Source organism: Mycolicibacterium arseniciresistens (assembly GCF_030519285.1).
Taxonomy (GTDB): domain Bacteria; phylum Actinomycetota; class Actinomycetes; order Mycobacteriales; family Mycobacteriaceae; genus Mycobacterium; species Mycobacterium arseniciresistens.
This window is the reverse complement of sequence record NZ_JAUMSQ010000020.1, coordinates 22,774-43,967: the sequence shown is the minus strand read 5'-3', so window position 1 is coordinate 43,967 and position 21,194 is coordinate 22,774. Positions and strand designations below refer to the sequence as shown.

17 protein-coding genes are annotated in these 21,194 nt (G+C 68.5%); 7 read left to right on the top strand and 10 right to left on the bottom strand.

Going from position 1 to position 21,194, the window contains the following annotated elements; translation table 11 throughout:
• The first annotated feature begins 13 nt into the window (after window positions 1-13).
• The 3 genes from tig to Q2100_RS04855 all read left to right on the top strand — a co-directional run bounded on the left by tig (window position 14) and on the right by Q2100_RS04855 (window position 2,812).
• Entirely contained in the window at window positions 14-1,447 is a 1,434-nt protein-coding gene (gene tig, locus Q2100_RS04865; protein WP_302913051.1) for a trigger factor, read from the top strand.
• Window positions 1,448-1,568: 121 nt separating this feature from the next.
• Window positions 1,569-2,165 (top strand): ATP-dependent Clp protease proteolytic subunit, encoded by a 597-nt coding sequence (locus tag Q2100_RS04860; protein ID WP_264015442.1) that lies wholly within the window; start codon window positions 1,569-1,571, stop codon window positions 2,163-2,165.
• Window positions 2,165-2,812, top strand: coding sequence for an ATP-dependent Clp protease proteolytic subunit (locus tag Q2100_RS04855; RefSeq protein ID WP_302913050.1), 648 nt, complete (start codon window positions 2,165-2,167; stop codon window positions 2,810-2,812). Before Q2100_RS04860 ends, Q2100_RS04855 begins: the two co-directional genes overlap by 1 nt.
• Before the next feature lie 23 nt (window positions 2,813-2,835).
• Here Q2100_RS04855 and Q2100_RS04850 read toward each other — a convergent pair whose 3' ends face one another.
• Window positions 2,836-3,234, bottom strand: coding sequence for a hypothetical protein (locus Q2100_RS04850; RefSeq protein WP_302913049.1), 399 nt, complete (start codon window positions 3,232-3,234; stop codon window positions 2,836-2,838).
• A 436-nt stretch (window positions 3,235-3,670) separates the two neighbouring features.
• Here Q2100_RS04850 and clpX point away from each other — a divergent pair, with 436 nt between their 5' ends.
• Window positions 3,671-4,951, top strand: a complete 1,281-nt coding sequence (gene clpX / locus Q2100_RS04845; protein ID WP_264015439.1) for an ATP-dependent Clp protease ATP-binding subunit ClpX — start codon at window positions 3,671-3,673, stop codon at window positions 4,949-4,951.
• A gap of 55 nt (window positions 4,952-5,006) precedes the next feature.
• Window positions 5,007-5,906 (top strand): SAM-dependent methyltransferase, encoded by a 900-nt coding sequence (locus tag Q2100_RS04840; RefSeq protein WP_302913048.1) that lies wholly within the window; start codon window positions 5,007-5,009, stop codon window positions 5,904-5,906.
• Between the two features lie 57 nt (window positions 5,907-5,963).
• Here the strand turns inward: Q2100_RS04840 and Q2100_RS04835 are convergent, their stop codons facing one another.
• The 5 genes from Q2100_RS04835 to Q2100_RS04815 form a co-directional block, all read right to left on the bottom strand.
• Complete coding sequence (locus Q2100_RS04835; protein WP_302913047.1) at window positions 5,964-6,368, bottom strand: hypothetical protein; 405 nt, start codon at window positions 6,366-6,368, stop codon at window positions 5,964-5,966.
• Between the two features lie 45 nt (window positions 6,369-6,413).
• Window positions 6,414-7,730, bottom strand: coding sequence for a nucleotide disphospho-sugar-binding domain-containing protein (locus tag Q2100_RS04830; protein ID WP_302913046.1), 1,317 nt, complete (start codon window positions 7,728-7,730; stop codon window positions 6,414-6,416).
• 84 nt (window positions 7,731-7,814) lie between these two features.
• On the bottom strand, window positions 7,815-9,047 hold the full coding sequence (locus tag Q2100_RS04825) for a fatty acid desaturase family protein (RefSeq protein WP_302913045.1): 1,233 nt from the start codon (window positions 9,045-9,047) through the stop codon (window positions 7,815-7,817).
• Between the two features lie 228 nt (window positions 9,048-9,275).
• A complete protein-coding gene (gene fdhD / locus Q2100_RS04820; RefSeq protein ID WP_264015434.1) occupies window positions 9,276-10,100 on the bottom strand; it encodes a formate dehydrogenase accessory sulfurtransferase FdhD in 825 nt (274 codons plus the stop codon).
• Window positions 10,088-12,457 carry an FdhF/YdeP family oxidoreductase gene (locus Q2100_RS04815; protein WP_302913044.1) on the bottom strand — a complete coding sequence of 790 codons (2,370 nt, stop codon included), beginning with the start codon at window positions 12,455-12,457 and terminating at the stop codon, window positions 10,088-10,090. The genes fdhD and Q2100_RS04815 overlap by 13 nt, the downstream gene beginning before the upstream one ends.
• Window positions 12,458-12,646: 189 nt before the next feature.
• Here Q2100_RS04815 and Q2100_RS04810 point away from each other — a divergent pair, with 189 nt between their 5' ends.
• Window positions 12,647-14,821: a glutamine synthetase III family protein gene (locus Q2100_RS04810; RefSeq protein ID WP_302913043.1), complete on the top strand. Its 2,175-nt coding sequence runs from the start codon at window positions 12,647-12,649 to the stop codon at window positions 14,819-14,821.
• 110 nt (window positions 14,822-14,931) lie between these two features.
• Here the strand turns inward: Q2100_RS04810 and Q2100_RS04805 are convergent, their stop codons facing one another.
• Window positions 14,932-16,020 (bottom strand): YncE family protein, encoded by a 1,089-nt coding sequence (locus Q2100_RS04805; protein WP_302913042.1) that lies wholly within the window; start codon window positions 16,018-16,020, stop codon window positions 14,932-14,934.
• Window positions 16,021-16,160: 140 nt separating this feature from the next.
• Between Q2100_RS04805 and Q2100_RS04800 the strand changes: the two genes are divergently transcribed.
• The gene (locus tag Q2100_RS04800) at window positions 16,161-17,720 is read left to right on the top strand and encodes a Na+/H+ antiporter (protein WP_302913041.1); all 1,560 of its coding nucleotides are present in this window, start codon (window positions 16,161-16,163) and stop codon (window positions 17,718-17,720) included.
• Between the two features lie 66 nt (window positions 17,721-17,786).
• Here the strand turns inward: Q2100_RS04800 and Q2100_RS04795 are convergent, their stop codons facing one another.
• Genes Q2100_RS04795 through Q2100_RS04785 form a run of 3 tightly spaced genes read right to left on the bottom strand, consistent with a single transcriptional unit; the run spans window position 17,787 to window position 21,188 of the window.
• The gene (locus Q2100_RS04795) at window positions 17,787-19,277 is read right to left on the bottom strand and encodes a CoA-acylating methylmalonate-semialdehyde dehydrogenase (RefSeq protein WP_264015429.1); all 1,491 of its coding nucleotides are present in this window, start codon (window positions 19,275-19,277) and stop codon (window positions 17,787-17,789) included.
• Complete coding sequence (locus tag Q2100_RS04790) at window positions 19,274-20,155, bottom strand: sugar phosphate isomerase/epimerase family protein (protein ID WP_302913040.1); 882 nt, start codon at window positions 20,153-20,155, stop codon at window positions 19,274-19,276. Before Q2100_RS04790 ends, Q2100_RS04795 begins: the two co-directional genes overlap by 4 nt.
• 1 nt (window position 20,156) lies before the next feature.
• On the bottom strand, window positions 20,157-21,188 hold the full coding sequence (locus Q2100_RS04785) for a Gfo/Idh/MocA family protein (protein WP_302913039.1): 1,032 nt from the start codon (window positions 21,186-21,188) through the stop codon (window positions 20,157-20,159).
• Between the last annotated feature and the right edge of the window lie 6 nt (window positions 21,189-21,194).

Here is a 21,194-nt window from a genome sequence, read left to right as displayed (position 1 = left end):
GGAGTCAAAGAGCGTGAAGAGCACCGTCGAGAAGTTGAGCCCCACCCGGGTGCGCATCAACGTGGAGGTGCCCTTCACGGAACTGGAGCCCGATTTCGACCGCGCTTTCAAGCAGCTGGCCCAGCAGGTCCGGCTGCCCGGCTTCCGGCCCGGCAAGGCGCCGCGCAAGTTGCTCGAGGCGCGCGTCGGCCGTGAGGCGATGCTCGACCAGGTCGTCGGCGAGGCCGTTCCCGGCAAGTACTCCGAGGCGATCACCACCTCCGAGGTGCAGCCGCTGGGCCAGCCCGAGATCGAGATCACCAACAAGGAGTACGGCGAGGACCTGGTCTTCACCGCCGAGGTCGACGTCCGGCCCGAGATCGAGCTGCCCGATCTGGAATCCCTGACGATCACCGTCGACCCGATCGAGGTCGGCGACGACGAGGTCGACGCGGAGCTGCAGAACCTGCGTGCCCGGTTCGGCACCCTCACCGGTGTCGACCGGCCGGCCGCCGAGGGCGACTTCGTGTCCATCGACCTGTCGGCCACCGTCGACGGCGAGCCGGTGCCCGAGGCCGCCACCGAGGGCCTGTCCCACGAGGTCGGCTCCGGTCAGCTCATCGACGGCCTCGACGAGGCGATCACCGGGCTCTCCGAGGGCGAGAGCAAGGACTTCACCACCACGCTCGCCGCAGGTGAGTACGCAGGCCGCGAGGCCGTGGTCACCGTCACCGTCAAGTCGGTCAAGGAGCGCGAGCTGCCCGAGCCCGATGACGAGTTCGCCCAGCTGGCAAGCGAATTCGACACCTTCGAGGAGCTGCGCGAGAGCCTGGTCGAGCAGGTCCGCCGGGTCAAGCGCGTTACCCAGGCCGAGCAGATCCGTGACCGCGCGCTCGAGGCGCTGCTGGAGCAGACCGAGATCCCGCTGCCCGAGAAGGTGGTGCAGGCCCAGGTCGACGACACGGTGCACAACGCGATCCACGGCCTCGACCACGACGAGGAGCGGTTCGCCGAGCAGCTCGCCGAGCAGGGCAGCACCCGCGAGGAGTTCGACGCGGAGACCCGCAGCGATGCCGAGAAGGCCGTCAAGACCCAGCTGCTGATGGATGCGGTGGCCGACAAGCTCGACATCCAGGTCGGCCAGAACGACCTGACCGAGCGCCTGGTGCTGATGTCACGCCAGTACGGCATCGAGCCGCAGCAGCTGCTGCAGGTGCTGCAGCAGAACAATCAGCTGCCGGCGATGTTCGCCGACGTGCGGCGCGGGCTGACCATCGCCGCGGTGGTGCACGCCGCGACGGTCACCGACACCGAGGGCACGGTCATCGACACCACGGAGTTCTTCGGGCCCGCCGGCGAGGCTGACGCCGAGGGCGACGTCACCGCCGAGGCCGACGACGCCGCCGCCGAGGACGACACCGCCGACGAGGCCGATGACGACGCAGCCGAGGACGCCGACAGCAAGTGACGCTGTGAGCGAACGCGCCCCCGTCAGGGAGTGCGGCGCGGCGCGGTTTGGTTAGTGTCGGTGAAGACAACCGATGAAGTTCGAGAGCGACGAAGACGTACGAGAAAGAGGTACTCAGCCGATGACGGAAATGCGTGGCGGGTCGCCAGGGCTCACGCTGCAGGACTCGGTCTACGAGCGGTTGCTCGCCGAGCGCATCATATTCTTGGGCTCTCAGGTCGACGATGACATCGCCAACCGGATCTGTGCGCAGATCCTGTTGCTGTCGGCCGAGGACCCCGTCAAGGACATCCACCTGTACATCAACTCGCCCGGCGGCTCGATCAGCGCCGGCATGGCGATCTACGACACCATGGTGCTCGCGCCGTGCGACGTGGCGACCTATGGCATGGGTATGGCCGCATCGATGGGTGAGTTCCTGCTCGCGGCGGGTACCAAGGGCAAGCGCTACGCCCTGCCGCACGCCCGCATCCTGATGCACCAGCCGTTGGGCGGCATCACCGGTGGCGCGGCGGACATCGCGATCCAGGCCGAGCAGTTCTCCTCGATCAAGAAGGAGATGTTCCGGCTGAACGCCGAGTTCACCGGTCAGACCATCGAGCGCATCGAAGCCGACTCCGATCGCGACCGCTGGTTCACCGCGCAGGAAGCCCTCGAGTACGGCTTCGTCGACCACATCATCACCAGCGCCAGCATCAACGACGGAGTGGCACCCTGATGACCAATCACACTGACCCCCGCGTCATGCCCCAGGCCCGCTACATCCTGCCGTCGTTCATCGAGCACTCGAGCTTCGGCGTCAAGGAGTCCAACCCGTACAACAAGCTGTTCGAGGAGCGCATCATCTTCCTCGGCGTGCAGGTCGACGACGCGTCGGCCAACGACATCATGGCCCAGCTGCTGGTCCTGGAGTCGCTGGATCCCGACCGCGACATCACCATGTACATCAACTCGCCCGGTGGCTCGTTCACCTCGCTGATGGCGATCTACGACACCATGCAGTACGTGCGTGCCGACATCCAGACCGTGTGCCTGGGCCAGGCGGCTTCGGCCGCGGCGGTGCTGCTGGCGGCAGGAACGCCAGGTAAGCGGCTTGCGCTGCCCAACGCCCGCATCCTGATTCATCAGCCGGCGCTGTCCGGTGTGATCCAGGGGCAGTTCTCCGACCTGGAGATCCAGGCCAAGGAGATCGAGCGGATGCGCACGCTGATGGAGACGACGCTGGCGGGCCACACCGGCAAGTCCGCCGAGCAGATCCGCAAGGACACCGACCGCGACAAGATCCTCACCGCCGCCGAGGCCAAGGATTACGGCGTCATCGACACGGTGCTCGAGTACCGCAAGCTGTCGGCGCAGAAGAAGTAGCCGGACGACCCCGGTTGGATCCGCTAACCGACGGTGGTTCCGGGTTGGGCGACCGGCCGAGGGCGCGGTGTCGGCGTCGGAAGCGGCGTGCCGGGTGGGGGCTCGTCGGACACGCCCGCCGTAGCGCCGGGGGCGATCGGCACGGCGTCGACTTTGCGCGGCGGTGGGGAGGTGCACCAACCGGAGATCGGTCCGCCGACCCAGACGCCTCCGCTGTCGGCACAACAATGTGCGATTCGGTCGGCGTAGTCATCAGCCGCGAGGACACCGTTGACGTAGTCGTTGTCCGCTTTGGTGACGCAGCTGTCGTAGACACCGATATCCCAGACCGGCTTGCCGTTCGCAACGGCGGACGCGCCGAGCGTGAGGCCCAGGCCCACGGTGGTGATCGCGACTGCGCGTGCGGCGAATTGGATCTTCATGTCTGGCTCCGATCAAGCGGTGGCGGTTGCGGCTCGTTGGAAGAAATTCTGCGGATCACACCGACTTGCCGAAATCACCGCGAAGCCAGACTCCGCTGCCGAAATGAAAAGGTTTCCTAGCCGCCGGGCAAGCGAGTGTCGTGCGTCAGCGCTCAGTGAACGGGAGTTCGCCTCGGACTCGGCCTTCGGTATCGTGGACGAAGCGCGCGCTCTCGGTCTGGTAACGGCGGCGACACGCCAGCGCGTCCGGAGCGTTCCAGCGGTTATCAGGCGATATGTTGGCGCGACAGTTGAATACCACCGACGCGATTCGGCTCTAACGGTCGCACCGCGCCGGAGCAAGCGGGTAGCGTCGGGAACTACGCCTCGGCGACGCCCGAAGTGAACCACCAGTCCGATTCACCGACTTGTGAACAGGAAGTAGGCCTCCACCACCATGGCACGTATCGGAGACGGCGGTGACCTGCTGAAGTGCTCGTTCTGTGGCAAGAGTCAGAAGCAGGTGAAGAAGCTCATCGCGGGTCCCGGTGTGTACATCTGCGACGAGTGCATCGACCTGTGCAACGAGATCATCGAAGAGGAGTTGGCCGACGCCGACGACGTCAAACTCGATGAACTCCCCAAGCCTGCGGAGATCCGCGACTTCCTCGAGGGCTATGTCATCGGGCAGGACACCGCCAAGCGCACGCTCGCAGTGGCGGTCTACAACCACTACAAGCGCATCCAGGCGGGGGAGAAGTCGCGCGATTCGCGCGCCGAGGCCGTCGAGCTGACCAAGTCCAACATCCTGATGCTGGGCCCGACCGGCTGCGGCAAGACCTACCTCGCCCAGACGCTGGCCAAGATGCTCAACGTCCCGTTCGCGATCGCCGATGCCACCGCGCTCACCGAGGCCGGCTACGTCGGTGAGGACGTCGAGAACATCCTCCTCAAGCTGATCCAGGCCGCCGACTACGACGTCAAGCGCGCCGAGACCGGCATCATCTACATCGACGAGGTCGACAAGATCGCCCGTAAGAGCGAGAACCCGTCGATCACCCGCGACGTGTCCGGTGAGGGCGTGCAGCAGGCGCTGCTGAAGATCCTCGAGGGCACCCAGGCGTCGGTGCCCCCGCAGGGCGGCCGCAAGCACCCGCACCAGGAATTCATCCAGATCGACACCACCAACGTGCTGTTCATCGTGGCCGGCGCGTTCGCCGGGCTCGAGCGGATCGTGCAGGACCGCGTCGGCAAGCGCGGGCTTGGCTTCGGCGCCGAGGTGCATTCGAAGGCCGAGATCGACACCCAGGACCACTTCGCGGAGGTCATGCCCGAAGACCTCATCAAGTTCGGTCTGATTCCCGAGTTCATCGGTCGCCTGCCTGTCGTCGCATCGGTGACGAACCTGGACAAGGAATCGCTGGTGCAGATCCTGTCCACGCCGAAGAACGCGCTGGTGAAGCAGTACACCCGGCTGTTCGAGATGGACGGCGTCGAGCTCGAGTTCGACGAGGACGCCCTCGACGCGATCGCCGACCAGGCGATCCACCGCGGCACCGGTGCCCGTGGTCTGCGCGCCATCATGGAAGAAGTCCTGCTGCCGGTGATGTACGACATCCCCAGCCGCGACGACGTCGCCAAGGTGGTCGTCACCAAGGAGACCGTGCAGGACAACGTGCTGCCGACGATCGTGCCGCGCAAGCCGACGCGCGCCGAACGCCGCGACAAGAGCGCCTGATCTGACCCGCTGACCGCCGCGCGGGGGCATGATGTCCCCGAACGGGGGGTCGCGCATGGGCAGAACCGAAGGCGACAGCTGGGACATCAGCGAGAACGTCGGCACCACCGCGCTCGCCACCGCGATGGTCCGGGCGGCAGAGACAACCCGCGACGATCGACTGACGGCCGACCCGTTCGCTCAGCACTTCCTCAACGCGGCGGTCGCGCGAGGTTGGAAGAATCCGTACGCCACTGAGGCCTGGAACCGCAATGAGTACGACGACCCGGCCGTGGCACGTTTCCGGCAGGCGTCGACGGACTGGGCCGCCTGCCGCACCCGCTTCATCGACGATTTCCTGACCGTGGGTGGCGAACGCCAGGTCGTGATCCTCGCGGCCGGTCTCGACGCCAGAGCCTGGCGGCTGACGTGGCCCCATGCCACCGTCGTCTACGAGCTCGACCAGCCGGGCGTTCTCGAGTTCAAGGACGACACCATGCGGGCGCACGATGCCGAACCCGCCATCGCCCGTCGGGCGGTTCCGATCGACCTGCGCCGTGATTGGCCGGCGGCCTTGACCGCCGCGGGCTTCGATCCGGGTGAGCCGACGGCATGGGTGGCGGAGGGCTTGCTGCCATACCTCCCGCCGGCCGCCCAGGATCTGCTGTTCGAACGTATTCACCAATTCAGCGCTGCACGAAGCCGACTCGTGGTGGATGCCTATACACCCGAGTTCTACGCAAACACCGCCGAGACGTTCCGGCGGATGAACGAGACGACCCGCGAAGACGTCTACTCTGGCGAGGAACTGTTCTTCGCTGGGGAACGCGCCGATGTCGTTGAGTGGCTGGCCGACCGGGGCTGGTCAACCCGTGCAGCGGTCGCGGTCGATGTGATGGCACAGTTCGGCAGGCCCGCACCCGACGACGTTCCAGCCGGGTCGTTGAGCAGTACCTTCGTCACCGCGCTCCGCTGAGCAGCGGGACGGCAGCGTCGTCCCCTCCTCGACGCTGCCGTCCCTTCTGCTGGTGGCTCATGCCGTGCCGACGGCGGCCACCTCTTCCCCCTGGCGTATCGCGACCGGCGCGCAGACGCAGACGACTGCCGGTGCGGTGTGGATCCCCTCCGGTGAGCGGTGCACGACGGCGAACTGGACGGCATCGCTGTCATCGCGGCGGGTCTGCTGCAGCACGGCCTCGGTGAGGCCGGCCCGGTCCGACTCGGTCAGCTCCCTGGCATGTGCCTGCTCGACAGCCCGCCGGTCGGCGCCCGTCAGTCCGAAATGCACCTCACGCCAGCCGTCCCAGCCGTCCGGGCCGTGTTCGCGCCAGACCAGCACCGGCTCGGGGGCCGACGATGTGAGCAGGCCGCACACCGAGCTGACGAGTCCCCAGATCAGGAACGCGGTGATCGCGACGAACTGCAGCTCGGTCAGCATGGTTCGAGCCTGCGGGCCGCAGCGTGCAAGCGCATGAGTAGTCGACTACGCGACTTCGCGCGGCGCCACATTGCCGCGCTCGGCGATCACGTCGTGCACGAGCGCGGCGATCTCGGCGACGCCGTCGCGCCGGGCATAGCCGGCGGCGAGGTCGCGGGCTCTGCGCCCGTAGCGGTCGTCGTCGAGCACCGCACGAACCGCGGTGCGCACCGCTTCCGGTGACGGTGTGCCTGTGCGCAGGTCGATGCCCGCACCGGCCCAGGCCACCCGGGCCGCCACCTCCGGCTTGTCCTCGGTGTCACCGGCCACCACCAGCGGCACCCCGGCGCTGAGCGCGCGCTGTACGGCGCCGTAGCCGCCGTTGGTCACCATGACGTCGACCTTGGGCAGCAGCAGGTCGTGCGGGATGTATTCGGCGACATGGACATTGCTGGGCAGCGGAATCCTCAGGTCGGTCACCGGCCGGCCACCGGTGGTGGCGACCACGGTGACGTCCTCACCGCCCAGTGCGGCGATCGTCGGTGCGAGCAGTCGGCCGAGGTCGGCGTTGTCGATGGTGCCCTGGGTGACGTGCACGATCGGGCGTGCCGTGTCGAGCTGTTCCCACCAGGACGGAAGCGTCACGCCGGATGACGGTGCGGGATGAACCGCGCCGACGTATCGCACGGTGGTGGGCAGATCGCTACGCGGATAGTCGAATTCGGGGATGGTCGGCGCGATGTAGCGGTCGGCCAGCAATCCCGCGTCCAGGACGAAGGTCCGCAGCGGGCCGGCGCCGAGGCGGTTCACCACGTCCTCGGCCGCCCGCTGCGACTCCCGCAGCAGCACCTTCTGAGCGAGGACGGTGAGTGCCCGGTTCCGCAACCGGCCCGGCCACGACGACGAGGGCGCCATGCCGAGGCCGCCCGGTGCGGTGTCGCGGCTGGTGATCATCAGCGGTGTGGTGGTGTAGGCGAGCACCGGGGGCCGGCCGGCCCGGTCGCCGAGCAGCAGCGGCAGCACACCCAGGAAGGCGGCGTCGACGATCACGGCGTCGAACCTGTTGTGCGCCAGGACTTCGGATAGCGCGCGGGCCTGGTGCGGCATCGGTGCGACGAACAGGTGGGTGATGTCGAAGTTGACCCGTGCGACACCCGTCGTCTCGGCTCGCCCCGGGAAGTCGATGTCGAGGCGCGACAGATCGAAGTCGGCCTCAGTGGGAATGGCGGCCGGCGTGGCGCCGACAGCACGGACCCGTTCGGCGTGGGTGGCCGACGTCAGCACGGTGACGCGGTCGCCTCGGTCGATCAGTCCGGCGGCGACGCTGAGCAGCGGGCTCACGTGGCCGATCGGGGGCATCGCGACGATCAAGATCTCCGCCATGGGAGGGCTCCTTCGAGTGGTCGATTGTGTTCCGACCACTCCTACGAGCCACCGCCGTCAAAGGTTCACCGCGCGAGGCGGACGCTACCCGCCGCTCCGCCACGGCATGCGCGATCGCCGGGCCTGACGCCGCCGCTCCAGGGCGCTGCGCAGCCCGTATCGCACGTGGGGATCCGCCGGCCATGCTGGGTCGCCGTCGAATCGCCGCTCGGACGCGGTCTCCGGGGCGTCGTCCACCGTGGCGGTCAGGAACCGGTCCGGCAGCGCGAGTTTGTGGATGGTGCGCAGGGTGAGGAAGTACTGCCGGGCCAGCGGGCCGGTGGTGTAGGGCAGGTCGTACTTCTCGCACAGCTGCCGCACCGACACCGCGATCTCCGGAAGGCGATTGCTGGGCAGATCGGGGAACAGGTGGTGTTCGATCTGATAGCAGAGGTGGCCGCTGAGGAACGCCATCAACGGGCCGGCGGTGAAGTTGGCACTGCCGAGCATCTGGCGCAGATACCAGTGCGGCTTCGTCTCGTCGGTCAGCACCGCGGGATCGAACTTCTCCGCCCCGTCGGGGAAGTGGCCGCAGAAGATCACCAGGTAGGCCCACAGATTGCGCAGGACGTTGGCCGCGGTGTTGGCGCCCAACGTCCGTCGCCAGCGCCGTCCGCTCAGCGCGGGGAAGACCACGTAGTCCTTGGTGACCTGACGTGAGATCTTGCGCAGCAGCGCTTTCCGCCCGGCTACGAGCTCGGCGGTGGTGTCCACGCGGTCCCGGTTGGAGTGCACGCCGTGCAGCGCGATGCCCCATTCGAAGATGAGTGCGAGCAGCACGTTGCGTGCCGGCTGGATGAGGTGCTCCGGTCTCCAGGTCTGGTCCCGGGTCACCCGGATCACCCCGAAACCGATGTCGTCGTCCATGCCGAGGATGTTGGTGAAGACGTGGTGGGTGTAGTTGTGCGAGTAGCGCCACTGCGAGGACAGTCCCGCCATGTCCCACTCCCAGGTGTTGGAGTGGATCTCCGGGTCGTTCATCCAGTCCCACTGGCCGTGGCCGACGTTGTGCCCGATCTCCATGTTCTCGATGCTCTTGGCGGTGGCCAGCGCCACCGTGCCCAGCAGCCAGCCGGCCCGGCTGCGGCTGCACTGGATCGTCAGCCGCGCCGCGATGTCCAGCGTGCGCTGGAAGAAGATGGTCCTGCGGATGTAGGCGGCGTCACGGGCGCCGAGATCGTCTTCGATGCGGGTGCGCAGGGTGTCGAGTTCACTGCCGAATGCGTCGAGGTCTGCGTCGGTCAGATGCGCGTAGGCGCGGACCTGGCTGATCACCATTGGTCAATCCTTGTTCGATGGGACGAAGCGCGCGTGTCACCGGGACGCGCGAATGGGGTTCCTTCCCATCCGTGATTGCGCTCGCGTGGTGAACGCAGCCACGAGTCAGAAGCGGTTTCCGCCGAGCCAAGTCTCACCCCGGCGGAACGACCGACGTTCAGTTGCCGTGCCCTTACCACTCTACGGGTGCGCGTCGTGTGTCGCACGGGCCCGCCGGTACCTGCGGACTCACCGCGTGACGCGGTCCGGCCGGGTGTACACGTTCATCGAGTCGCCACGAAGGAACGCCACCAGCGTGAGTCCGGACTGGCTGGCCAGGTCGACGGCGAGCGACGACGGCGCCGACACCGCGGCGAGCACCGGGATGCCGGCCATCACCGCTTTCTGGGTGAGCTCGAACGATGCGCGACCGCTGACCAGCAGCACCGTGCCCGTCAGCGGGACGCGATCCTGTTCGGTCGCCCAGCCGATCACCTTGTCGACGGCGTTGTGCCTGCCGATGTCTTCGCGCACCACCAGCAGCGTGCCGTCGGTGGTGAACAGCGCGGCGCCGTGCAGGCCGCCGGTGCTGGCGAACACCTTCTGCGCCCGGCGCAACTGGTCCGGCATCGCCGACAGCGTCCCTGCGGGAACGGTCGACGGATCGTCACCCGGACAGTGCCTGCTCGACAGCTGCACGGCCTCCAGCGACGCCTTGCCGCACACCCCGCAGGACGACGTGGTGTAGAAGTTGCGCCGCACGTCGATGTCCGGCATGGGCACCGTCGGCGCCAGGGTGACGTCCAGCACGTTGTAGGTGTTGGCGCCCGTTTCGTCCGCGCCGCGGCAATAGCGGACGGTCAGCACGTCGTCACGGTGGCCGATGACGCCCTCGGTGAGCAGGAAACCCTGCGCGAGTTCGACATCGGAGCCCGGTGTGCGCATCGTCACGGTGATCGGCGTGCCGTTCAGGCGGATCTCCAGCGGTTCCTCGACCACCAGCGTCTCCGGCCGGGCGACGGTGTCCTCGCCGGTGAGGTGGTGCGCCCGCCGGCGGGTGGTCACTCGTCCCATGTCGAACCGCTCACCAGATCGCTGGGCGCGCTGGCCCTCTCGAGCCGGATGACGACGGCCTTGGAGACCGGGGTGTTCGACCTCGCGGCGACGTGGTCGAGGGGCACCAGCGAATTCGTCTCCGGGTAGTAGGCGGCGGCGTTGCCCGCCGGTGTCGAGTACGGCACCACCATGAAGTCCTTGGCCCGGCGTTCCTGCGTCTCGCCACCGACGGCGAACTCCGACACCAGATCGACACGGTCGCCTTCGGTGAGCCCGAATTCGGCGAGGTCGGCTGGGTTGACGAAGACGACGCGCCGGCCACCCTCGACACCGCGGTAGCGGTCGCTCAGCCCGTAGATCGTGGTGTTGTACTGGTCGTGGCTGCGCAGGGTCTGCAGCACCAGCCGGCCGGGCGGCACCGGTACCCATTCGAGCTCGTTGACCGCGAAGTTGGCTTTGCCTGTGCTGGTCGGGAACTCGCGTGAGTCGCGGGGGCCGTTGGGCAGCTGGAAGCCGTCGGGTGCGCGCACCCTGGCGTTGTAGTCGTCGCACCCGGGCACCACGGCCGCGATGGCGTCGCGGATGGTGTCGTAGTCGGCGTTGAACCGCTCCCACGGCACCGGATGGTCGCGGCCGAGCAGCTCGCGAGCCAACTGGCAGATGATGGCGACCTCGCTGCGCACCTCGTCGCCCGGCGGCTGCAGGCTGCCGCGCGACAGGTGCACCATCGACATCGAATCCTCTACGGAAACCTGTTGTTTCACGCCGTTCTGCAGGTCACGGTCGGTGCGGCCGAGCGAGGGCAGGATGAGCGCGGTGCGGCCGTGCACGATGTGGCTGCGGTTGAGCTTCGTCGACACCTGCACGGTGAGCGAGCAACTGCGCAGCGCGGCCTCGGTGACCGCGGTGTCCGGCGTCGCCAGCGCGAAATTGCCGCCCATGCCCATGAACACCTTGGCCCGGCCGTCGCGCATCGCCCGGATCGCGTCGACGGTGTCCACGCCGTGGTCGCGCGGGCTGACGATCCCGAAGTGGGCGTCCAGCGCGGCGAGGAACGCCTCCGGCATCTTCTCCCAGATTCCCATCGTGCGGTCGCCCTGCACGTTGGAATGGCCACGCACCGGGCACAATCCGGCCCCGGGCTTGCCGATCATGCCGCGCATCAGCAGCACGTTGGCGATCTCGGAGATCATTGCCACCGCATGCCGGTGCTGCGTGAGCCCCATCGCCCAGCACGCCACGGTGCGCTGCGAACCGGCGACCATCGCCGCCACCCGTTCCAGCTGTTCGCGGTCGATGCCGGTGGCCTCGAGCACGGTGTCCAGGTCCACCGCCCGGGCGTGCGCCTCGTACTCGGCGAAGCCTGCGCAGTGCTTGTCGATGAAGTCGCGGTCGACGACGGTGCCGCGCTGCCGGTCGTCGGCCTCCAGCAGCAGGCGCGCCACCCCCGCGAACAGCGCCATGTCGCCGCCGAGGCGGATCTGGACGAACTCGTCGGCGATCGGCACCCCGTGCCCGACCACGCCGTGCACCTTCTGCGGGTCCTTGAAGCGGATCAGGCCGGCTTCGGGCAGCGGGTTGACGGCGATGATCTTGGCGCCGTCGGCCTTCGCCTTCTCCAGCACCGACAGCATCCGGGGATGGTTGGTGCCCGGATTCTGGCCGGCGATGATGATCAGGTCCGCGGTGGCGACGTCCTCGACGCTGACCGATCCCTTGCCGATGCCGATCGCATCGCCCAGCGCGGCGCCCGACGACTCGTGGCACATGTTCGAACAGTCCGGCAGGTTGTTGGTGCCGAAGCTGCGGACCAGCAGCTGGTACAGGAACGCGGCCTCGTTGCTGGTGCGGCCAGAGGTGTAGAACACCGCCTCGTTCGGGTCGGCGAGGGCCCGCAGTTCGCCGGCGATCAGCCGGTACGCCTCGGCCCAGCCGATCTCGCGGTAGTGGTCGTCACCGGGACGCAGCACCACCGGGTGGGTGAGCCTGCCCTGCTGGCTCAGCCAGTACTCGGGGCGGGCCTCCAGGTCGGCGATCGAGTGCCGGGCGAAGAACTCCGGCGTCACCACCCGCTTGGTGGCCTCCTCGGCGACGGCCTTCGCGCCGTTCTCGCAGAACTCGGCGAACTTGCGGCCGCCGGGCTCCTCCGGCCAGGCACAACCGGGGCAGTCGAACCCGTGCCGCTGGTTGAGCCGGACCAGCGATGCGGCGGTGCGCAGCGGACCCATCGACTTGAGGCCGCGCTGCAGCGACACCAGCACGGCTTTGACGCCCGCGGCCTCGCCTTCCGGTCCGGTGGTCACCGCGGCGTGCTCGTCGTAGTCCGCCTCGATGTCGCGGGTGACACCGCGTCCTCTGCGTAGTCGAAGCCCCATGAAACCAGCGTAGGCGTCGTCGCAACGCCGCGGCCGCGGGTCGGGGTGGAGAGGTGGTGACGCCGCGGGACGGCGATTGAATTCTGCCGGTGACGGGCGCGTAACAAGTTTGCCATCGACCGTTCCTAGTGTTGGCCGGTCAACCGTCGGCGTGAGACACGCGCGGACCTGGGAGTGATAGGAACTTCATTGAGCGGAAATGCCGTGCGTCTGCAGGCCATCAACAACGTCGAGGCGTACGTGCCGCCGGCGATCAGCTTCGATCCCGCCGAGGCGCCCGGCGAGATCTTCGGATCGAACGTGTTCACCAAGGCCGAGATGCAGTTGCGGCTGCCCAAGTCGGTGTACAAGTCCGTGGTCGCAACCATCGAGAAGGGCGCCAAACTCGACCCGGCCGTCGCCGACTCCGTCGCGTCGGTGATGAAGGACTGGGCGCTGTCCAAGGGGGCCACCCACTACGCCCACGTCTTCTACCCGATGACCGGGTTCACCGCCGAGAAGCACGACAGCTTCCTCGAGCCGGTCTCCGACGGCCAGACGCTGGCCGAGTTCGCCGGCAAGACCCTGATCCAGGGTGAGCCCGACGCGTCGAGTTTCCCGTCGGGCGGCCTGCGCAGCACCTTCGAGGCGCGCGGCTACACCGGCTGGGACGTCACCAGCCCGGCGTACATCCTGGAGAACCCGAACGGCAACACGCTGTGCATCCCGACGGTGTTCGTCTCGATGACCGGTGAGGCGCTGGACTTCAAGACGCCGCTGCTGCGCAGCCAGCAGGCGATGGGCGCGCAGGCCGAGCGCATCCTGAAGCTGTTCGGCCACAAAGACTTCGATCACATCGTGTCGTTCTGCGGTCCTGAGCAGGAGTACTTCCTGATCGACCGGCACTTCTTCCTCGCCCGCCCGGACCTGATCAACGCGGGACGCACCCTGTTCGGCACCAAGCCGCCGAAGGGTCAGGAGTTCGACGACCACTACTTCGGCGCCATCCCCGAGCGCGTGCTCGGCTTCATGATGGACACCGAACGCGAGCTGTTCAAGCTGGGCATCCCGGCCAAGACCCGCCACAACGAGGTCGCGCCCGGCCAGTTCGAGATCGCGCCGATGTTCGAGCGGGCCAACATCGCCGCCGATCACCAGCAGTTGCTGATGACCACGTTCAAGACCATCGCCAAGAAGCACGGCATGGAGTGCCTGTTCCACGAGAAGCCGTTCGCCGGTGTCAACGGTTCGGGCAAGCACGTGAACTTCTCGATGGGCAACGCGCAGTTCGGCAGCCTGCTGGTGCCCGGCGACACCCCGCACGAGAACGCGCAGTTCCTGGTGTTCTGTGCCGCGGTGATCCGCGCGGTGCACAAGTACGCCGGCCTGCTGCGGGTGTCGGTCGCCTCGGCCACCAACGACCACCGTCTCGGCGCCAACGAGGCACCGCCCGCGATCATCTCGATCTTCCTCGGCGATCAGCTCGCCGACGTCTTCGACCAGATCGCCAAGGGCGCGGCGACGTCGTCGAAGGGCAAGGGCACCATGATCATCGGCGTCGACACCCTGCCGATCCTGCCCACCGATCCGGGCGACCGTAACCGCACCAGCCCGTTCGCGTTCACCGGCAACCGCTTCGAGTTCCGCGCGCCCGGTTCGGGCCAGACGATCAACGTGCCGATGATCATCCTCAACACGATCATGGCCGACTCGCTGGACTACATGGCCACGGAGCTGGAGAAGGCCGTGTCCGAGGGCGAGGCGTTCGACACCGCGGTGCAGACGCTGCTCACCGAGATCATCACCGAGCACGGCGCGGTGGTGTTCAACGGCGACGGCTACTCCGAGAACTGGCACATCGAGGCGGCCGAGCGTGGACTGCCCAACCTCAAGACCACCCTCGACGCGGTTCCCGAGCTGATCAAGCCGGAGGCGATCGAGGTGTTCGAGCGGTACGGCGTGTTCAGCGAGCGCGAACTGCACAGCCGCTACGAGGTCCGCCTCGAGCAGTACGCGCTGACCGTCGCGGTCGAGGCGAAGCTGGCGCTGGAGCTGGGGTCCACGGTCATCCTGCCCGCGGCGGTGCGCTACCAGACCGAGCTCGCGCAGAACGTCGCGACGCTCAAGGCGGCCGGCATCGAGCCCGACATGACGCTGCTGCAGAGTGTTTCGGAGCCGATCGGCGAGCTGACCGCGGCGGTGTCGGCGCTGAAGGCCGCGCTGGCGCATCACGCCGAGGGCGCGCTCGAGGAGGCGACCCACGCCCGCGACGGCCTGCTTCCCGCGATGGACGCGGTGCGTGCCGCCGCGGACACCCTCGAGGGCATCGTCGCCGACGACCTGTGGCCGCTGCCGACCTACCAGGAGATGCTCTACATCCTCTGATTGACACGGCCGCTGACCCGTACGCCGCGTACCCGTACCGCCGCCGGGTGTGAGGGTTCCCGTCCTGCACGGGCCCTGGTAACCGCAGCCCTCACACTCGGCGGCCACGCTCACGCGGGGTCGATGATCTGCACCACCCCGCCGGACACCCCGGCGACGAACAGCCGGCCGGTCGTCGCGTCGACACCGAGGGTGTACGGGTTCTGCACGGTCGGCAGCCGCTGGATCTCGCGTGGCTGTGCCGAGGACATGTCGTAGCCGACGACCTCGTTGGTGCCCGACGAGGCGACCCACAGCCGGTCGCGGGTCGGGTCATACGCGATGCCGTAGGGCCCACCGGCCTGCGGCACCGAGGCGACCTCACGGGGCGTCGGCCGCGGCTCGAACACGCGCACCGCGTCGCCGCGGGTGTCGGTGGCGATCATCCGGCCGTGCCGGTCGGCGACCAGATGCGTCGGGCCCTCTCCTGCCGGTGTCGACCCGGCGATGGTCAGCCGGTCGCTGTCGTAGACGGTCAGGTCGTTCTTGCGCACGTCGAGCAGGCCCATCGAGGTGCCCACCGGTGCGAGCCCGGCCGGCTGGACGCTGTCGGTGAAGACCTTGACGATGTCGTCGCCACGCACCGCGGCGACGGTGCCGCCGAGTTCGTTGGCGACGAACACGGTGCCGTTCGGGGCCTGCGCGGCGTCGTGCGGAACCGTCCCGGTGATCACCTGCGGTTCGGCCCGGCCGCCGGGCAGCTCGACCCGGATCAACGCGTCGGCGCTCTCGACGGGCACCAGGACGGGTCCTCCGGGCGCGGCGAGCTGCAGGTGGCGCACGAAGCCGGGCAGCGGTGTACGTGCGACGACGTCGCCGCTGTCGGCGTCGAGCAGCACCAGCGTGTCGGGTTTGCGGGTGGCCACCGCGACGATGCGGGTCTGCGCGTCGACGACGACACCTTCGGGTGCGGTGCCGACCGCCACCGTGCGGCCGGGCACCGGTGCGGTCTGTCGCGGCGCCTGTTGCGGTTCGGCGGGCGGTGGCAGGTCGCCGGCAGGCGGGCGGTTGCCCTCGGTCGGCACCCCGGAGGGCAGCAGGCCGGTGGTCGTCGTTGCCGCACCGGGCGTCGACGGCTCGGCGGGGGACTGCTCCGCGGCCTCACCGCCGCAGCCCGCGAGGATCAGCACGAGCGTCAACAGCAGTGGCCGCAGGGTCATGGCGGTCGGATAGCCACGGCCGCCCGCGCCGAGACGGCCCGGCCCGGATCGTAAGAATTCCGCCACCAGGGGTTCCCGCGTCCGGGAATGGGGAATGTGCAGGTCGACATGAGACCCACACCCCACCGAGGCCGGCACCGATGGCCGGCCTGACGCTGCTGCTCGGCCTGGCGGCGGCCACCGTGCTGCTGGCTCCGCTCGCCGAGCGCATCAACCTGCCCTACCCCGTGGTGCTGTTGATCTTCGGCCTCGCCCTGGCCTATGTGCCGGGGCTGCCGCCGCCAACGGTGAACCCGGAGCTGATCCTGCCGCTGGTGCTGCCGCCGCTGCTCTTCGCCGCGGCCCGTCGCACGTCGTGGCGGCAGTTCCTGGACAACCGTCGCGCCATCGGCCTGCTCGCGATCGCGCTGGTCGGGGTGACCGCGTGCGCGGTCGGCGTGGTGCTGCAGGCGGTGGTGCCCGGGCTGCCACTCATCGCCGCGCTCGCGCTGGGTGCGGCGGTGGCGCCGCCCGATCCCGTCGCCGCCACCGCGGTGGCGAACAAGCTGAAGTTGCCCCGCCGGTTGCGCACCATCCTGGAGGGCGAGGGACTGGTGAACGACGCGACGTCACTGGTCCTCTACGAGGTGGCTGTCGCGTCGACGGTGACGGGGGCGTTCGTGCCCTGGCATGCCGGTGCGACGCTCGGAGCGGCGGTGGGCATCGGGATCGCGGTGGGGCTGGCGATCGCCGTCGCGACGCGCTGGCTGCTGAAGAAGCTGCCCGCCCACCCCGCGGGCAGCGCACTGGTGCTGGTGATGCCGTTCGCGGCGTACGTGGCCGCCGACGCGGCGCACGGCAGCGGGGTGCTCGCGGTGGTCACGATCGCGCTCGCGCTCAGCCGCTATGCCGACCAGGAGTCCGCGCAGACCCGGCTGGTGTCCGGGACGACGTGGGAGATCATCGAATTATTGGTCACGGGGGCGGCCTTCGCGTTCGTCGGCCTGGAACTGCGCGCCGTCGCCGACCAGGTGTCCGGGTCGTTCGGCACGCTGATCGGGCAGGCACTGCTGATCACGGCGGTGGTGGTGGTGGTGAGGTTCCTGTGGATCTTCCCCGTCGCCGCGATCGACGAGAAGGTCATGCGGCGACGTAGCGACAGGCCCGAACCCGTCGGCTGGCGGGAGATGACGGTGGCGTCGTGGGCGGGCATGCGAGGGGTGGTGACGCTGGCGGCGGTGCTGGCGCTGCCGCCCGGCTTCCCGGAGCGTGAGCGGCTGATCTTCATCGCGTTCGTGGTGATCATCGGCACGATGCTGGCCCAAGGCCTCACCCTGCCGGTGCTGGTCCGCGTTCTCGGTGTCACGGTGTCGGGCGAAGAGCAGGACGCCGAGGAACAGGAGCTGCTGCAGCGGGCCCGGGACGCCGGGTTCCGCCGTCTCGACGAGGTCCGCGACCGCGGCGACGTCGACTCGGAGGTGATCGACGAGGCCTGCGAGAACGCCACCCGCATGTGGCACTCGCTCGGGTTGATCCGAGACGAGGCCGACCGGCAGGACACCGTGCACGTGCACGACGCCTGCACGGTGAACGCGCTCAAAGAGGAGGTGCTCGAAGCCGCTCGCGACGCGGTGGTGGGCGCACGCGCGAAATCGGGCACCGACCCCACCGTCGTCGATCGCGTGTTGCGCCGCCTCGACGCCCGCGGCACCTCCGACTGAGCGCCGAAAGTACGGTTGTTGACGCCGTTACTCGCGATTCGCGTCAACAACCGTACTGTCGGCGCGTCACTGGTTCTGCGGGAAGCCCAACTCGATGCCGCCGTGGCTGGGGTCGAGCCAGCGGCTGGTGATCGCCTTCTGCCGGGTGAAGAACTGCACGCCGTCCATCCCGTGGGCGTGGGAGTCGCCGAACAGCGAGGCCTTCCAGCCGCCGAAGCTGTAGTACGCCATCGGCACCGGGATCGGCACGTTGATGCCGACCATGCCGACCTGCACCTCGTTCTGGAACCGCCGGGCGGCGCCACCGTCGTTGGTGAAGATCGCGGTGCCGTTGCCGTAGGGGTTGGTGTTGATGAGATCGAGTGCCTCGTCGTAGGTTTCGACGCGCACGACCGACAGCACGGGGCCGAAGATCTCGTCGGTGTAGACGCTCATCTCGGGGGTGACGTGGTCGATCAGGGTGGGCCCGAGCCAGAAACCCTGCTCGCCGCCGTCGGCTTCGACGGAGCGGCCGTCGACGACGATCTTGGCGCCGTCGGCCTCGCCGGCGTCGATGTAGGACGCCACCTTGTCGCGGTGGGCCTTGGTCACCAGTGGGCCCATATCCGAATCCCCGGTGCCGTCGCCGATCTTCAACGGCGTGGTGCGTTCGGCGATCTTGGCGACCAGGTCGTCGGCGATCGGGCCGACGGCCACGCAGGCGCTGATGGCCATGCACCGCTCACCGGCGGAGCCGAAGCCGGCGTTGACCATCGCGTCGGCGGCCAGGTCGAGATCGGCGTCGGGCAGGATCACGGCGTGGTTCTTGGCGCCGCCGAGGGCCTGGACCCGCTTGCCCGCGGCGGTGCCGGTCGAGTACACGTACTGCGCGATGGGCGTCGATCCGACGAAGGACACCGACTTCACCTTCGGGTTGGTCAGCAGTTCGTCGACGGCGGTCTTGTCGCCCTGCAGCACGTTGAACACCCCGTCGGGCAGACCGGCCTCGGCCCACAGCGCGGCGATCCACAGCGCCGCGGACGGGTCCTTCTCCGAGGGCTTGAGCACGACGGTGTTGCCCGTCGCGATGGCGATCGGGAAGAACCACATCGGCACCATCGCCGGGAAGTTGAAGGGGCTGATGACGCCGACGACGCCGAGCGGCTGGCGGACCGAGTAGACGTCGACCTTGGTCGAGGCGTTCTCGGTGAACCCGCCCTTCAGCAGATGCGGGATGCCGCAGGCGAACTCGACGACCTCCTGGCCGCGGCTGACCTCTCCGAGTGCATCGGAGACCACCTTGCCGTGCTCGGCGGTGATGATCCGGGCCAGCTCGCCCTTGCGGGCATTGAGCAGTTCCCGGAAGTTGAACAGGATCGCGGTGCGCTTGGCCAGCGAGGTGTCGCGCCACGCCGGGAACGCCGCTGCGGCGGCGTCGATGACGGCGCGGGCGTCCTCGACGCCGGCCAGGGCGACCTCGCCGGTGACCTGACCGGTGGCCGGGTTGGTCACCGGGGCCGTCCCGGTGCCGGTGCCGGTGAACGGCGCGTTGTTCATCCAGTGGGTGATCGTGCTCATGGTCGGGCTCCGTACTTCGAGACGTACTCGGTCATGGTCTTCAGTTGGTAGCGGGACACGTCGTGGGCGGTCTCGTCCTCGGCGAACACCGACGACACCATCACGGTGTCATCGCGGTCGTAGAAACCGAGTTCGGCTAGGCCGCCGAAGAACTCGTCCCAGTCGACGTCGCCGTCGCCGATCTTGAGGTGCTGATGCACCCGCACCGGATTGCCCGGCGGGTTGGTGATGTAGCGCAGGCCGTGGCTGCGGTGGTGGTCCATGGTGTCGGCGACGTGCACCAGGCGCAGTTTGTCACCGGCGGCCCGCATGATGGCCGCCATGTCACCCCCCATATGGAAGGTATGGCAGGCGACGTAGACCATGCCGATGTTGGGTGAGTTCACGCCGCGGATGATGCGGACCGCTTCGAGGCCGTCCTCGACGAAGTCGTCGGGGTGTGGGTCGATTCGGACGTCGATGCCCTCGCGCTCGAAGATCGGCACCAGCTCCTCCATCGACCGGAAGAACGCCCGCTCCGATTCCTCGGCCTTCTCCGGGCGGCCGGAGAACTCGGTGTTGATGACGTTCACCCCGAGGTCGACGGTGATCTGGACGACCCGCTTCCAGTTGCGCACTGCCGCTTCGCGGGCATCCTCGTCAGGGCCCGACCACCGCAGCACCGGTAGCACCGACGCGATACCGACACCCGCATCGGCGCACGCCTTGCGGAACTTCGCCACCAGGTCGTCGTCGGCGCGGGGGTGGTTGAAGAACGGGATGAAGTCCCGGTGCGGGGTGAGTTGCAGGTGTTCGTAGCCGAGTTCGGCGACCAGCGCCGGGAACTCGAGCAGGTCGTGGTCGTGGTGGAACGGCGTGGGGTCGAGGGCGATCTTCACGTCAGGCCCCCGGGATCGACGCGCGGTCGACCATCGTCACGTCGACGGGCAGTCCGCTGTTCAGCGACTCCACGCCCGCCTCACACACCGCGGCGGCGGCGTACCCGTCCCAGGCGGTGGGCCCGTCTGTGTGGTCTCCCGAGCCGGCCCCGGCCGCCACCGCGTCCACCCAGCGCTGGAACTCGGTGTCGTAGGCCTGGCCGAACCGCTCGCGGAACCCGGGCGTGATCTGCCCGCCCCACGTGCCGTCGCCGCGCTTGCGGATCAGTCCGACGTCCAGGCCGATCATCGCGCTGCCCTTCTCGGCCACCACCTCGGTGCGCACCTCGTAGGCGACGCCGGTGGTGACGAACAGTTCGACGTCGACGTGCCTGCCCGACGCCGTCCGCATGATCGCGATCTGCGGGTCGGCAAGCCCCTGTGGTGCACCGGGATTGGCGGTCGGCTTGATGATCTGGATCGACGTGATCTCCTCGTCGAAGAGGAAACGGGTGACGTCGACCTCGTGCACCAGCGAGTCGCGGACCACCATCGCGCTGTCGAACGTCGGTGGCACGGCGGGGTTGCGGTGCGCGCAGTGCAGCACCAGCGCGCGGCCCAGCTCACCTCCGTCGAGCAGCGCCTTCAGCTGGGCGTACTCGTGGTCGAACCGGCGCATGAAGCCGACCTGGATCAGCCGGCGACCCAGTTCGGCCTCGCGTTTGACCACGCCGAGGGCGGTCTCCACGTCAGTGGTCAGCGGTTTCTCACACAACACCGGCTTGCCGTGCTCGAGGCAGGCCAGCAGTTGCTTCTCGTGGGTCGGGCCCGGGGTGGCGAGCACGACGGCGTCGACGTCGGGATCGGCGATGGCGTCGAGGGGGTCGACGACCGCGCGGCACCCGGGGATGGCCGCGGCGATCTGTTCGGCCTTCTCGGTGACGTAGTCGTTGACCACGGACACCCGGGCCCCGGAGATTCGGGTGCTGAGACGCGCCACGTGGTCGGCGCCCATGACGCCGACACCGAGGACGGCTACACGCAAGTCAGACATGGCTTC